We start from the raw sequence: 14,407 nt of genomic DNA on the forward strand, positions 1-14,407 counted from the left end.
ATTTATCTAGTGATTAAGCAATTATGCTTCTTGTGAGCGACGACCACGACCGTGACCACGTTCACCACGGTGTGCACCACGGTGGTCACCACCACGGTTACGATCGAAACGACGTTCGCCACCTTCACGGTTACCATCGCGGTTGCCGTCACGGTTACCACGGAAGCCACCTTCGCGACGACCGCCTTCACGACGACCACCTTCGCGGTTGCCATCACGGTTGCCACGGTAACCGCCGCCATCACGACGACCGCCATCGCGACGACCACCGTCACGGCGACCACCACGAGACTCACGGAAGTCATCGAAGTCACATACTACAGCACCAACATCTTGTTGACGGATACGTAGCTTGCTTAGCTTGTTCGCAGCATCTGAAGTCATTGCTTTAGGTAGCTGAACGAATGTGTGACCTTGTGCTAGCTTGATTGCACCGATAGAGCCTTTACCTAGACCTAGTTCGTTTGCAAGAGCACCAACGATGTCTTTAACTTGAACGCCTTGCTCGCGACCAACTTGAAGCTGGTAAGTATCCCAGTCTTGGTTGTTGAAGTTGCGACCACCGTCACGACCACCTTCACGGCGCTCTTTACGACGTTGCTTGTCACGCTCAATCGCTTCAATCATTGGGTCTTCGCCAATGTAGAATAGCGGGCGTTTACCTTGCTGACGCTTAAGAAGCATTGCAGCAAGCATTGTTGGGTCGATTTCTAGAGAAGTTTGTAGCTTCTCAACAAGCTCTGCGAACTTGTCTAGAGCTTTGTGCTCTTTCTCTGCTTCCAGTTCAGCCGCTAGCTTGTTTAGACGAGCTTCTGCAACTTGGTCACGTAGAGGAAGTTGGATTTCTTCCATAGATGACTTAGTTACGCGCTCGATAGTGCGAAGCATACGGATTTGGTTAGTGCGAACTAGAAGGATCGCTTTACCTTTACGTCCAGCACGACCAGTACGACCGATGCGGTGGATGTAAGACTCAACATCGAATGGGATGTCGTAGTTAAATACGTGAGTAATACGTGGAACATCAAGACCACGTGCAACAACGTCAGTTGCAACTAGGATATCGATAACACCTTGTTTGATGTGATCAACAGTACGTTCACGTAGAGACTGAGGAATATCACCGTGTAGTGCAGCAGCTTTAAAGCCACGTGCAGATAGCCAATCAGCTAGACGCTCAGTGTCTTGACGAGTACGTACGAATACGATTGACGCGTCAGTTTCTTCAGTTTCAAGAAGACGAGACATAGCTTCATCTTTCTCTACACCCTTCACTACCCAGAACTGTTGTTGAACTTTGTCTACAGTGTGGTTTTTACCAGCAACGTCGATAGTTACAGGATCACGTAGGAAACGCTCAACAATGTTTTTAAGCATTGGAGGCATAGTTGCAGAGAAAAGAACGCGCTGTGCAGATTCTGGAGCGTGCTCCATGATTGCAGTTACGTCGTCCACGAAACCCATGTTTAGCATTTCGTCCGCTTCATCAAGTACGAAAGTGCTAACTTCGTCTAGATGCAGACGTTCACGGTTGATAAGGTCTTGTACACGACCAGGAGTACCAACTACTACGTGTGCACCGTTTTTAAGTGCACGCATTTGATCTACGATAGATGCACCACCGTAGATTTCTAAAACTTTAAGACCCTTGATGTTTTTACCAAGGTTCTTCATCTCAGCCGCAACCTGAATCGCTAGCTCACGTGTTGGAGCAAGTACGATTGCTTGTGGTTTACGTTGGTCAAGATCAAGCTTGTTTAGAAGAGGCAGAGAGAATGCTGCCGTTTTACCTGTACCCGTCTGTGCTTTACCCAGCGCGTCAGCACCTTCCAACAGGTGTGGGATTGCCGCAGCCTGAATTGGAGTTGGTGACACGAAACCCATTCCGTCTAGAGCAGAAAGGATAGAATCATTCAGAGATAAATCGCTGAATTGAATAACAGAATCTTGCATTGGGATCCTACTTAATTAAACAAAAAAACAGTCCCATATGCTCTTCCAATTCGATACTGATCCATCCAATTACTAAATCCGTTCAGACAGGAGCTAGTACAGTACACAACCGCGATAAGCCATTAGGGACGACTAAGGGAGGCGGATTATTCCTTAAATGCATAAAAAAAGCTAGAAAAAATTGAATTACATCACAATTTATTCTCACTAATGGTATTATTCGCATAAATTTCCACCTCTCCCCCCATTCTCCGGAGAGAAAAGCACCAACAAGCTGTTCAATTCATCAATAATTCACAGCGAATTTCTGTGCTTTAGGTAGTAATAATAGTGCGCAATGATTATAGTGTGCCCAATTCCAACGGTAAGTTAAGAAAAGATGTTTCAAGATAACCCGCTATTAGCTCAGCTTAAGCAGCAAATCCAAGAAAACCTGCCTAAAAAAGAAGGCTCAATCAAAGCAACCGATAAAGGCTTTGGCTTCCTGGAAGTGGACAGCAAAACCAGCTTCTTCATCCCACCTGCGTACATGAAAAAGTGCATGCACGGCGACAAAGTCGTTGCCATCATCCGCACTGAAAACGAACGTGAAGTCGCAGAACCACAAGAACTGCTAGAACAAGCCGTAACTCGCTTTATTGGCCGAGTAAAAATGTTCAAAGGCAAGCTAAACGTAGCTCCTGATCACCCACAGCTTAAAAAGCTTTCTCTTAAAGCAAAACTAAAGAAAGGTCTAAAACCTGACGAATTTGCTGAAGGTGACTGGGTTGTCGCGCATCTTATTCGTCACCCACTTAAAGGTGATAACACTTTCTTTGTAGAAATTTCGGAGAAGATTACCGATTCAAACGACAAGATCGCGCCTTGGTGGGTAACGCTTGCTCAGAATGATCTACCAAACTCTGAGCCAGCAGGCATCGAGAACTGGGAACTGAAAGACGACGCCGATCTAGAACGCGTAGACATGACACATGTTCCTTTCGTAACTATCGATGGTGAATCAACCAAAGATATGGACGATGCACTTTACGCGAAGAAAACAGAATCTGGTGATTTCGAACTGACTATCGCAATCGCAGACCCAACAGCGTACATCACACCTGAAGATGATATGGATAAAGTGGCGCGTGAACGTGGCTACACTATCTACTTACCAGGTCGTAACATCCCAATGCTACCTCGTGATCTAGCGGACAACCTATGTTCTCTAATTGAAGGGGAAATCCGCCCTGCTATCTGCTGCACAGTGACAGTAAATAAAGAGGGCGTGATTGGTGATGACATCAACTTCTTTGCAGCGAACATTAAATCACACGCTCGTCTAGCTTACGATCACGTATCAGACTGGCTAGAAAACGGCAGTTCAGACGTATGGCAACCGTCGGAAGAGATCGCGACTATCGTACGCGACCTATTCGACTTCTCTCGCGCTCGTGCTGAATGGCGTGAAAAGAATGCCGTGGTATTCCCAGATCGCCCTGACTACCGCTTCGAGCTAAGCGAAGACAACGACGTTGTTGCAATCCATGCTGACATGCGTCGCAGCGCAAACCGCCTAGTTGAAGAATCTATGATCACGGCAAACATCTGTGCGGGTCGTACGCTACGTGAAAAGTTCGAAACGGGTGTATTCAATACGCATGCTGGCTTCAAAGCTGAGAAGATTGAAGAAGTAGTTGAACTGGTAAACCCAGAAGGCGCACTAGAGTTCACTGCTGAATCTATCGCGACACTAGAAGGCTTCGCAGCGCTTCGCCGTTGGTTGGGTGAGCAAGAGACTTCTTACCTAGATAACCGTATCCGTAAGTTCCAAACGTACAGCGAAGTGGGCAATCAACCTCTTCCTCACTACGCAATGGGTCTTGATATCTACGCAACTTGGACTTCACCAATTCGTAAATACGGTGACATGATCAACCACCGCATGCTGAAAGCTGTGATTTTGAACAAAGAACCGGTTCAAAAGCCAGACGATGAAGTGGGCGAAGAGCTAGCTCTACACCGTAAACACCACAAAATTGCCGAGCGAAACGTGTCTGATTGGCTATACGCACGCACTCTTGCAGACGAGCCGAACAAGCAAACGTGTTTCACAGGTGAGATTTTCGATATTAATCGTGCCGGAGCACGTGTTCGACTTCTCGAAAATGGTGCAGCAGCCTTTATTCCTGGTAGCTTGATTCTTGATAATAAAGAAAGAATTGAGTGTAACGGCGACAACGGTACCATTTCTATCGATAAAGAAGTGGTATACAAGTTAGGTGATACATTGGAAATCGTTCTAGCAGACGTGAACCAAGAGAACCGCAGCATCGTTGCAAAGCCAACCCAGGTATTCGCTGATAAACCAGCACCACAAACAGAAGAAACTGTGAGTGAGTAATACCGATTGAAGTTTAAAGGCGCTCAATGGAGCGCCTTTTTTATATGTCATGCAAAAAGATAAGAACGAATATGCCGAACATTGAGATCATTCGCTTTAATCACTTCACTGCCCGCAAAAGTGAACGCTACACCGCCACTCACAATGGCTTATATGTTGTTGAAGAAGGCTCACTCATCATTAACCAACCAAGTGGTGAGCAAATTGAATTAAATGCAGGAGACTTCACTCTATATAATTCTGCAGACCTACGCAGCGCTGAAGCTAAGCCCGGAGTGTTTAAAGCACTCGCGCTTGTGTTTGATATTGGCTTGTTTAGCGAGTTTAAATCTACGCATCCAGGCGTACAGTCAGAGACAGAAGAGCGTCGCTTCTACCCTTTCTCTTCAGAAAGCCAATCATCAATTGTAAAGCTTAAAGACACGTTAATTCAGTTAGCAGACAATAAAGCGCCACAATACGCCCAAGGTCATATTGCGCTTTCCTTGTTATCACTGATGGTTGAAGTACAGCCGGACATCTTATCGATCATTGATGACGCAAGCAGTCTCACTGCCTCTCAGAAGGCAATTAAGTACATTGAAAAGAACATCGAGAAAGACATCACGTTGGAAGCGCTAGCAACACACATGAGCATGTCTATCGCGACATTGAAACGCAGACTAGCAGCAGAAAACCTTTCGTTCTCGCACATTTTGAAGGTGAAACGCATCAACCACGCAGCAACACAACTGCGAGTGTCACAAAAGTCGATTACTCAAATTGCATTTGAATCCGGCTTTAAGAGCGCCGCACACTTTAGTACTGCGTTTAAATCGATTTATAGCATTACACCAAAAGAATTTCGTAGCCAAATCGCAAAGTAACGCTTGGTACGTTACGCATTAGCAGATAGAGAAATCTGTTAATCCCAGAAACACGCTTGAGGATCGCTTTCTAATTCGGCGAGAAGCACCTCAAGCGTTTCACTACTTGGTAGCTTTTCATAAGGCACCCACATCAACTCCTCTCCACGATATGTAGGCACATAGAAACACCAAAGTTGAGTGTTGGCATCAAATAGAATTTTAGCGATGGGAGACGTGTATTCACTGTGTTGTGAATCAAGTAAGAAGTGTGCGTGATAAAGCTCTACACCGTTCTCTATGGGCTCGTATAAACACTTCCCTATCGCTTCTACTGGCAAATTGACATTACGCCTAGCGCAGAGCGTTTGAACCAACTTGTGCAAGCGACTGGTCGCCATTTGAGACACGGACATGAGCGTACTCCTGATATGTTGTTCTTAGTATATACCCAAGTGCCTGAGAGAGGCAGAAATCACCATCGGGGCATGCGCCCGCTCAAACCTAGAATAACACCCCATCTGATGCCGAAAAGCTAACTGTGTCACCTCTTTCGTTTCAAATCAGTAAAATCCACTCATCCTACATTACTGATAGTTATCAACTTAAAGTGAGTGCAATCGATCTTTCGCTATGGATATCAACGACCATTCACAAAAGTGTAACCTGAACGAAATATGATGAGCGCTGCTTTATACCGTATTTGGAGTTAAATATGTTACGTCTTTCTGTGGCGACCTTACTAGCCATGGCTTTGTCTCTTCCTTCTGCTATGGCAAAAGAAGTCAACATTTCAGGTTCTACCTCTGTGGCACGCGTAATGGATGTACTGGCTGAAGAATATAATAAAACGCACCCTGACGATTACATTGCAGTACAGGGCATTGGATCAAGCGCTGGTATCACTATGGTGAACAAGGGCGTGGTTGAAATTGGAATGAGCTCACGTTATCTAACAGAAAGCGAGAAAGGCGAAGATCTCAACGTATTCCCTATCGCTTATGATGGTCTTGCTGTTGTCGTTAACCGCACTAACTCTGTAACTAACCTTTCGGAACAACAACTGTTTGATATCTACAAAGGTAAAATCGACAACTGGAAACAGGTGGGTGGCTTAGACCAACCTATCGCCGTTGTAACGCGAGAAGCCTCTTCTGGCTCTCGTTATAGCTTTGAAAGCTTGCTAGGTCTCACTAAGATCATCAACGACCGTTTGGTATCAGACATCAATCCGAACAACTTGGTGGTAAACAGCAACAGTATGGTAAAAACCATTGTGAACCATAACCCACACGCTATTGGTTTTATCTCGGTAGGCTCAGTTGATCGCTCTGTAAAAGCCATTCAGTTTGAAGGTACAGACCCAACCGCAACTAACATCGCTAACCACAGCTACAAACTCGCTCGTCCATTCTTAGTTTTGTACAAAGTGGATGGTTTAGATAAAGCAGGTAAAGACTTCGTGAAGTTCCTGAAATCGGAGCAAGGTCAAAAAGCGATTGCAGATTACGGCTACACCCCTGTAAAAAGCTTTAATCAATAAAACGCAGACACAAAAAAGAGAGCCAATTTCGGCTCTCTTTTTCGTTTGAATCTTTGAATTCGATTAGAAGTGCAATTGAATCACTGAAACAACTACAGCACCAGGTCGACGTACGCCTTCAATTTCTACTTTGATTTCACGCTCAATCTCAAGACCTTTCTTAATTGGCGTAATTTTAGTTAGCGTACTTGATGCACGTACGTTGTTGCCCGCTTTTACTGGGTAAGGGAAACGTACTTGGTTCAAACCTAGGTTCACCACTAGTTTTGCTGTTGGGAACATTGGTTTTTCTGGATCCACAGAATCTGTCAACTTAGGCAACAGCGCTAGCGTTAGGAAGCCATGTGCAATCGTTGTTTTGAATGGAGATTCAGAAGCCGCACGCTCTGGATCTGTATGAATCCATTGCATATCTTCGGTTACAGAACCAAATTGATTAATGCGCTCTTGAGATACGTGAACCCAATCACCTACATGGATCACTTCACCCACCTTCTCGCTTAGCTCATTAAATAGAACTTGCGCTTCAGGCTTTAGCACGATTGGCTCAGGTTGGGGGATCACCTCTTCGTTCACCGCTGGTTGCTGGTGATCGCGAACTTTAGAAAATAGGAAGCTGCTTTGTGCTCGACCTAAGAAGTCACTCCAGTAATCGCGTAGCGTTGGAGACATCCAATTCATAAACTCTGATTGGTGAGCAGAAATCGCACCAACTTTGTCTTTAAATAGATTCGTGACTTTCATAAAAACCCTTAGATAAATTCAGCACAACTGGCTATACCAGTTAATTTTGAATTAGTTCACAATATGTTGCAAACACTTTCGGGCGAACACATGTTTACTCAAAGTCATTTTATTCTTACTTTTCATTAAGATAGCAATAAAACACTATTTTATTAAGTAACCACAACATAAAGTAAATACTCTACAAAATACTGTAACAAGCGCCCTTTTGAGCATTCCATCAGACTTCATCCGTCTATAGGTGTGACCACAAAACAAGCAAACAGTTCTTTTTCATTAAAACAATGCTTTACAACGTTTATGCCTCCCCCTATCATACGTCCCGCAACGGAGAGATGGCTGAGTGGTTGAAAGCACCGGTCTTGAAAACCGGCATACGTTAATAGCGTATCTAGGGTTCAAATCCCTATCTCTCCGCCATATTTAGAAAGCTCGTTGAGAAATCAACGAGCTTTCGTCGTTTTAGCATTTGGAAAATTACGGGATTTCTATATCCCTAATCGTGTGCGCCCCCAGCACTTCCCCACATTCCGGTAAAAAGCCCGCTAAGAGATTAGCGGGCTTTCCGTATTTCAATGATTTAAAGGGATTAGCCCAAATCCCTCCTTAAATGCAAGCCCAGACTAGGCGTCCCCGAACTCCGGCATATTCGCCGTGTGACAGCTAGGGAAGAGATTCGAGACTCCCTGCGATTCAGCGATTCATGATCAATATGACTTGCCCACCTGCGTTGGTGTTAGAGAGTAGAACTCGCCCATTCAGGTAATTCGCTAGCTCGTAAATAAGTAACATACCAATACCAAAGCCATCTTTGGGTGAAACGTCGTTAACCTTGCCACTATTGAAAGCCTCAATCGTGGCTGGTTCAAAACCATCGCCATCATCACTGATCTTTACAACGTCAACGTTTGGATAAGCCATAAATACAACTTCGATTTCAGAATGACTGTAACGACTCGCGTTCGAGAGAATGTTGAGTAGCAATACTTTAAGTACCCTCTTGTCGGTAAATACAAGTTGCTGTGTGTTCACACGTTTGATTTGTCGCTCACACCCCTGAGCCTCTAACGCAAGATCTAAAATAGCTTGAAAACTGATGAACTCTCGTTGTAAAGGGACTTCTTTGTTCAAGATTTTAAGTAGATGTAAGCTCGATTCACACAGAGTATTTAGGCTGTTTACCTGAGCCCCTAAACGATTCACCAAGAAGGTATTGTCCACACCTCCCTCTTCCATCATGTCGCTAGTAAGTTGAATAGCAGAAAGTGGAGTTCGTATATCATGAGGCAGAGCGGCAAAGATCATTTTTTGCCTTGTCATCAAAGAGTCGATAGCTTGTGCCATCTGATGTTGATTATTGATAAGTGTTTTGATCGCCTCCGGACCAACGACATCGGTTCTTGCCTTAAAATCACCTTTGGCATAACGACTCGATAGGTACTGGAGAGACTGAATGCCATTCGTCCACGTTCTCAGTGAAACAACCAGTACCAGTAAAGTGCATAGAATCTGAATTAAGTCTTCAGCCAACTCAACCCACATCAGCTTTTTGATGATGGGATCATTCTGATAAGCGGTACTATTAAAGGTCGCTCGAATATGGCGATCTTGATATTTTCTCGTCAGCGAGTATTCATCTTCATCTACGCGTTGTAGCTCACCGGTCGCGACATCACATTGAAACAACCAAATCGCATCTTTCTGTTCTTCCAAGGGAGGGCGAGACTCAAAACCATTCAGAACCAACTCCACACGATGAAAGTTAAACGCCTCTTCTAATGCATTTTTGTAATCTTGAATAAACAGTTTAGATAGACTGGCACTGATTGCATACCCCAACAGCAGTGATGCAAAGATTTGTAGGATAAAAGTTTTCATCTTACAACAACCGGATAGTTCAAATAGAAACCTTTCGTGCGGCGGTTTTTAACCAAGTCTATATCTGGAAGAAACGACGCTAGCTTTTTGCGGATAGAAGAAATTCGCATGTAGACCGAACGATCTTCACAGTGATAAGAAAAGCCATGAATTTGTTCAAATAATTCATGTACTGGAATCGGTCGGCTCTCTTTAGACAGAATTTCTAACAGCTCAAACTCTGAAGGTGTTAAAGGAATCTTTACCTGCTCGTAGAGCAAACATGTCGCCTTTCTTTCAAGTATAAAAGGGCGTTCATCGATACTTGGCACCTCGTGAGAATAGTGCCTCGCTAGTGTGATTTGTCTTTTGATTCGCTCTCGCAAAGCATTAGTGCGTATGGGTTTGGTAATGTAATCATTCGCCCCTAGTGCTAAAGCATTGGTTTCTGTGATTTCATTGTCATTGGCAGTCATCATAATTACTGGGTAGTGATGCCCCTGCTCTCTCAACGACTTGAGTACGCAAAGCCCCGACGTATGAGGGAGTTGAATATCGAGTAACACTAGCTCAGGATTTAATTCCACAATGTGTTCTACGGCATTCTCACCAGACGTAAGGCAACTGACCTCATAGCCCTCTACAGTAGAAAGAAAGTAACACAGCATGTCTCTCAACTGCTGATCATCTTCTACGATAATGACGTTTGGCATGGAATGGTTCTCCAAATTTATCGTTCGGTTAAAACTCAAAAGTCATGACTTAAAGTATATATACCTACGTGACTTCAAGATGAGGATTCAGAGTATTGGCTTGGATACTTTATTGCCGATTCTTGATTTAGGCTCACTAAACCTTTGAATCACTGCCGCGTCTACAAACCAAGTCATTCTCGCTGAACCTAGCATCTCAAGGTAGCTTGGGTATAAGCCATATTTGTTACTTGTATTGACTAACAGCGGTTGCCGCGCAGTGTATAGAGGTGAGGTTTCACTTTCTTTAAGCGAATGTAAGCACACGACGAAAAAGCGCTCGATATTGAGAGAAGATACTGAATTAACAGAAAAATTAATTTGAGAGTTTTAAAGAAACTTGGCATTCCTTTGCCAAGTAACCAACAGAAGAGTAAAAACTAGATGTGTTGTTTCGCGATGTTGATCGCTGCTTCTAGATCTGGAATGGTCGTTAGTTCAGGAACGCGTTGTACGAATAATATTTTATTGTCTTTATCCGTGACTACAATGCTTCGGGTTAGCAAACCTAGCTCTTTAATTTGAGAGCCCGTTTTTAAACCAAACTCATGCTCAGCCGCGTCTGAAAGGTAAGTAGCATTCTTAAGAGAATGGGCTTTGATAAAGCGTTGCTGAGCAAAAGGCGTATCTGCACTCACTGCATAAAACTCAATACCCTGAAGCTCACTTTGGTGCGCAGAGATGTATTTTGACAACTCTATTGCTTGTTGAACGCAAACTGGTGTATCGACAGAAGCAAGCACGCTATAAATCTTAACTTTGTCAGATTTAGCACTGGTATCGTATGAATTCAGTTCTGACGTCAGTAAAGTAGCAGAAGGCATATATTGCCCAACTTTTACTGACTCACCAATCAGGTTGAATGTGTTCTCTTTCTCAAGTGTGACAATCTCGCCTGCCCCCAACTTTGCGTGGTCAGTGCTTGTCATAAATTGAGCCAACGCGGAACCAGAAGCTAAAGCGGTAAGTAATAATGTAGCCAATTTCATCCTAGTACCCCAAAGCCTTCATCACTGCGTCGTAGTTTGGTTCCTCAGTGATTTCTTTAACCAACTCGCTATAAAGTACGACTCCCGACTCATCAATGACGACAACCGCACGAGATGCCAAGCCTTTAAGGGCACCTTCGCTAATGTTCACGCCGTAGCTCTGAGTGAACGAAGGGGAGCGGAAGAAAGAAGCAGTTTGCGCAATATCGATGCCTTCTGCACCACAAAAACGCCCTGTTGCAAAAGGTAAATCCGCTGAGATGTTAAGAATCTCAATTTCCTTTTTCGCTAGCTTCTGGTTAAAAGTACGAACACTAGTCGCACATACTGGTGTATCAATACTCGGGAAAATATTGAGTACAACTTTTTTACCGCTTAAGCTTTCTAACGGAAAATCGTTAAGTTCTGCTGAGCATAAAGTAAAGCTAGGCGCTTTCTGACCGACTTGCGGGAAAGAGCCTGTGATACAAACTGGATTTCCTTGAAAAGTTACCGACATGATTTCCTCTTTACGTATTTAATAATTTTAATTATGTGAGCGATATTTTTATCGCGGAGAAATAATACTCTCGTTCAAAACAAATCAAACTAAGCAAATGTAAGTGATAGACTAACTATTAGATTGAATCTGTGCGTTTAGGGCACGACCCTTTAATTCCAACTTGGTTAATAGAACACCAATGAGCAACGGAATTAACATGAATAAAGAATGGTCCGATATTACTTTACCGGTCATATGAGCGTTGATAGAAAGGGCTACTAAAGGAAATATTAGAAAACACAGTGAAGCGACGAAAGGAGAAGATACTTTACCTAGTTTAAAGTAAGCCACAATACCACCGACACTTGCAAACACGCCAAGGTAGCCAACAGCCAACATAGATTGGGTAGAAAACACCAAGGTATTTGGCTTTTCAAACAGGAATGAGCTGATTAAAAGCAGCAGCGCAGCAATAAAACTTGGTGTGGCGTTGTAGGTAATGACTTGAATATCAGCACAATACTTTTGCACCACCACATACATCACTGCATGAATCAGTACCGCAGTGATCAGCGCAACGGAACCAAGAATGATTGTCTCTCCTCCGATAGCAAGTTCATTCGACAAAATCACACACAAACTCACAACTGCTGCAAATACACCAAATATCTGATGCGCTGCTAAGCGAAGTCCAAGAAATATCATTGATGTCATCATGACCGCAATAGGCATGTTGGCAAAGATAATAGAAGCTAATCCAGAGGAGATAAACATCTCGCCCGCAATCATTAAGGTAAATGGGATAGCAAAATAAAAAATAGAGACCACAATAACCCAGTGTTCTTTACCTCTTGGAAATAACAATGGTTGGTTTAATAGTCTTGCCAAGAAAATTAGAATGGGGCAAGCAATAAGAAAGCGCATTCCCGTCGCAAATAAAGGAGGAATCGTCGATACGGCTACTTCCATAGCAAACCAGGTCGTACCCCAAATTATGCAAACCGAAAAAAACAATAATATTGTTAATTTGTTTTTGAACATCTTGAAACTCGTTATATAAACTTGAAAAGAAATTTTCGTCACTAAATATCGCCGCCTATCTAGGAGAACTTCGGTAACGTTTATCAGAACTGTCAGGTTTGAGGAGCACATTAGCGTCCACGTTGGCTTCCAGGTTCCGAATGAGGGTCACCATAGTGATAACATTTTTAACATTCAATCCGGGGTGTGTAAGTGCGGGTAAGGAATTGTCAGCCTCAATACTCAACAAGACTAATAATACGCATCTACTTTTGAGGTCACATTTCACCCAATAAACGGGCTTGTCTCGTAGCAAAACATTGGCATTAGAAAGAGTAAGCTTGGTATAACAAACAAAACGACAATAAATCATGGAAGAAAGACACAATGCCGATTCAATTTCATCAGCTTACTGCAAAGGAAAACACTTCTACTCTCTCTATCGACGATTGGCAGATTGACGCCGGACAATCTTGGGGAATTTTTAGCTCTGAAGGCGATATTGGCTCAATGCTTGGCGACCTACTGTGCGGAGAAATCAAGCCAGAAACAGGCGAATTGAAGCTCGAAGGTTACCATATCGCGCAAGTATCTCTTTCTGAACAGCAAAGGTTGTTGGAGTTAGAGATCGAAAAAGACGATACAGACTTTCTTGATCGTATTGACCAAGGTAGTTCAGTTTATCGATTGATTTTTGAGATCAGCCAAGATGACAACTTAACTCGAGCACTCATTGAAGACCTCGACCTATCTCATTTAACCGAAAGCGGATTTCGAGTGCTTTCAACGGGTGAAACACGACGCGTAATGCTTGCTAGAGCGCTTGCAGCAAAGCCTGACTTGGTGTTGTTAGATAACCCATTCACTGGTTTAGACGTCGCGCACCGTGCTTCACTAGCGGCTTATCTTCAAACATTGTCTCAATCAGTACAAATGCTGATTACCTTCTCCCGTGAATCTGACATGCCTGACTGGATAGAACGCATTGCGCTGTTCAACGGAGGCAAACTTGACAGCACCATGGGCAAACAAAGTTGGGATCAGCACCCTATCATCGCGCAAATAAAATCCCAGTCCGAGAAGCAAAGCGAAGAGATGATGACGTTGATTCGCCAACACCAGCATTCAACGCACTTCGATAATCCAATCTTCGAGCTAAAAAACGGTAAGGTGGAATACACCGAAAAGACCATTTTTACTGATTTAAACTGGCGTATAGATAAAGGTCAGCATTGGCAAGTAAAGGGACCAAATGGCTGCGGTAAAAGCACGTTGTTAGGGCTGATATTTGGCGACCATCCGCAATGCTATAGCAACGATATCCATATCTTTGGTAAGAAGCGTGGCACCGGAGAAACTATTTGGGAAATCAAACAACACATTGGCATGGTTTCTTCGGCGTTACATCTTCAGTACCGAGTCAACTGCAGTGCCTTGGAGGTGATTCTGTCCGGCTTCTATGACTCAATAGGTCTTTATTCACAACCAAGTAAAAAAGAAATCAGCATAGCCAAAGAATGGCTAACGATTCTCCACATGACGCAGTATGAGAAAACGTCGTTTAAACAATTGGAATACGGACAACAACGCTTACTTTTGATTGCTAGAGCGATTGTAAAACAGCCTACCCTGCTGATTTTGGACGAACCCTACCAAGGTCTGGACTACTTAGGACGAGTGCTAGTAAAGAACACCTTAGAGCTGATCGCCAAAGAGCACCTAAGCCAGCTTCTCTACGTTTCCCATTATCAAGAAGATGGCTTAGACAGCATTCAGAATTATCTCGAGTTTAAGTTTGATCAAAGGGCTCAATGTTACAAAGGGCACATCGAATAAGACG

Annotated in this window: 12 protein-coding genes and 1 tRNA gene; 5 read left to right on the forward strand and 8 right to left on the reverse strand. The window is 43.6% G+C overall.

The features are described 5' to 3' along the window. Window positions 1-21 precede the first annotated feature (21 nt). Complete coding sequence (locus J4N44_RS23020) at window positions 22-1,953, reverse strand: DEAD/DEAH box helicase (protein WP_009696353.1); 1,932 nt, start codon at window positions 1,951-1,953, stop codon at window positions 22-24. Window positions 1,954-2,332: 379 nt separating this feature from the next. Between J4N44_RS23020 and rnb the strand changes: the two genes are divergently transcribed. Continuing rightward, on the forward strand, window positions 2,333-4,336 hold the full coding sequence (rnb, locus tag J4N44_RS23025) for an exoribonuclease II (RefSeq protein ID WP_005452178.1): 2,004 nt from the start codon (window positions 2,333-2,335) through the stop codon (window positions 4,334-4,336). A gap of 71 nt (window positions 4,337-4,407) precedes the next feature. Continuing rightward, window positions 4,408-5,202, forward strand: coding sequence for an AraC family transcriptional regulator (locus tag J4N44_RS23030; protein ID WP_005452179.1), 795 nt, complete (start codon window positions 4,408-4,410; stop codon window positions 5,200-5,202). A gap of 38 nt (window positions 5,203-5,240) precedes the next feature. On the opposite strand, the gene J4N44_RS23035 is transcribed toward J4N44_RS23030, so the two are convergent. Beyond that, entirely contained in the window at window positions 5,241-5,597 is a 357-nt protein-coding gene (locus tag J4N44_RS23035) for a DUF3024 domain-containing protein (protein WP_005452180.1), read from the reverse strand. Between the two features lie 299 nt (window positions 5,598-5,896). Between J4N44_RS23035 and J4N44_RS23040 the strand changes: the two genes are divergently transcribed. Then, window positions 5,897-6,724, forward strand: a complete 828-nt coding sequence (locus J4N44_RS23040) for a phosphate ABC transporter substrate-binding protein (RefSeq protein WP_252045252.1) — start codon at window positions 5,897-5,899, stop codon at window positions 6,722-6,724. A 63-nt stretch (window positions 6,725-6,787) separates the two neighbouring features. On the opposite strand, the gene J4N44_RS23045 is transcribed toward J4N44_RS23040, so the two are convergent. Next, window positions 6,788-7,468, reverse strand: coding sequence for a MaoC family dehydratase (locus tag J4N44_RS23045; RefSeq protein WP_005452183.1), 681 nt, complete (start codon window positions 7,466-7,468; stop codon window positions 6,788-6,790). 329 nt (window positions 7,469-7,797) lie between these two features. On the opposite strand from J4N44_RS23045, the gene J4N44_RS23050 reads away from it, so the two are divergent. Continuing rightward, a tRNA-Ser gene (locus tag J4N44_RS23050) sits at window positions 7,798-7,888 on the forward strand. Between the two features lie 273 nt (window positions 7,889-8,161). On the opposite strand, the gene J4N44_RS23055 is transcribed toward J4N44_RS23050, so the two are convergent. From J4N44_RS23055 to J4N44_RS23075, 5 genes are all read right to left on the reverse strand, one after another. Then, window positions 8,162-9,346 carry a sensor histidine kinase gene (locus J4N44_RS23055; protein ID WP_074051390.1) on the reverse strand — a complete coding sequence of 395 codons (1,185 nt, stop codon included), beginning with the start codon at window positions 9,344-9,346 and terminating at the stop codon, window positions 8,162-8,164. Further along, window positions 9,343-10,038, reverse strand: coding sequence for a response regulator transcription factor (locus tag J4N44_RS23060; protein ID WP_009696026.1), 696 nt, complete (start codon window positions 10,036-10,038; stop codon window positions 9,343-9,345). The genes J4N44_RS23055 and J4N44_RS23060 overlap by 4 nt, the downstream gene beginning before the upstream one ends. A 419-nt stretch (window positions 10,039-10,457) precedes the next feature. Continuing rightward, entirely contained in the window at window positions 10,458-11,066 is a 609-nt protein-coding gene (locus tag J4N44_RS23065) for a thiol peroxidase (protein WP_005452210.1), read from the reverse strand. 1 nt (window position 11,067) lies between these two features. Then, the gene (gene tpx / locus J4N44_RS23070; protein WP_005452211.1) at window positions 11,068-11,565 is read right to left on the reverse strand and encodes a thiol peroxidase; all 498 of its coding nucleotides are present in this window, start codon (window positions 11,563-11,565) and stop codon (window positions 11,068-11,070) included. Window positions 11,566-11,676: 111 nt separating this feature from the next. Next, window positions 11,677-12,588: a DMT family transporter gene (locus J4N44_RS23075; protein WP_017190695.1), complete on the reverse strand. Its 912-nt coding sequence runs from the start codon at window positions 12,586-12,588 to the stop codon at window positions 11,677-11,679. Window positions 12,589-12,954: 366 nt separating this feature from the next. Between J4N44_RS23075 and modF the strand changes: the two genes are divergently transcribed. Further along, window positions 12,955-14,403 carry a molybdate ABC transporter ATP-binding protein ModF gene (gene modF / locus J4N44_RS23080; RefSeq protein WP_252045253.1) on the forward strand — a complete coding sequence of 483 codons (1,449 nt, stop codon included), beginning with the start codon at window positions 12,955-12,957 and terminating at the stop codon, window positions 14,401-14,403. The last annotated feature ends 4 nt before the right edge of the window (window positions 14,404-14,407 follow it).

It is taken from the genome of Vibrio sp. SCSIO 43155 (assembly GCF_023716605.1).
GTDB classification, from domain to species: domain Bacteria; phylum Pseudomonadota; class Gammaproteobacteria; order Enterobacterales; family Vibrionaceae; genus Vibrio; species Vibrio harveyi.